This window comes from Stieleria sp. JC731 (assembly GCF_020966635.1).
GTDB lineage: Bacteria > Planctomycetota > Planctomycetia > Pirellulales > Pirellulaceae > Stieleria.
This window is the reverse complement of the sequence record NZ_JAJKFQ010000031.1, coordinates 1-651: the sequence shown is the minus strand read 5'-3', so window position 1 is coordinate 651 and position 651 is coordinate 1. Positions and strand designations below refer to the sequence as shown.

1 protein-coding gene is annotated in these 651 nt (G+C 50.1%); it reads right to left on the bottom strand.

Translation table 11 applies throughout. The features are described 5' to 3' along the window. Positions 1-651, bottom strand: a 651-nt coding sequence (locus LOC67_RS26925; protein ID WP_230265958.1) for a hypothetical protein, incomplete at both ends; no start/stop codon positions are given.

Below are 651 nucleotides of genomic sequence, written 5' to 3'. Positions count from 1 at the left end.
AGGTCAATATCCGGGCCAGAAGTGACAAAGTCCGTCGAATATCCGGACTCTAGTGCGCTCAAATCAACCGATCGCCCCGCTTCCACAAGCCCATGAGACAGACTCGTGATCGTGGATAAATCTATTGTCCCCAATACGTCCACCGGGAAATAAACACCGCGAACCGTGGAGAGAGCACCAAGGTTTACAAGACCACCTTGGGTTGCGTGTAGTCGCGAGTACTCACCGTCACTATCACTTGTTGCATATCCTGCGTAGTCAACGAAGTTCTGCAGCGATGACAAGTCAACCTCGCTGCCTACTCCTTCTGCTTTTACCTGAACCGAACGTTGACGCAAGTCACCTGAATTGGGATCGATGATTTCTGTCACCCTACCAAGGTCCAGCTTGCCACCTTGAAGTGACTCTAAAAACGCATCCCAATTCCGACCCGTACCATTATTTACTGACGTTAGGTTCGGAAAACTCAGTACACTTCCCGAACCGGTCACGCGCCAGTACACGTCGCCATAGGTGTTGCTTACCGTTGTTACCGATGGAATCTCGATGCTCACTCCACCGCTTACATAAAACGATGCACCATCGATCGATTCAACTGAGTCAAGATTCAAATCACGACCGTCAATCGTAAACACCGCGTGATCAGCATCA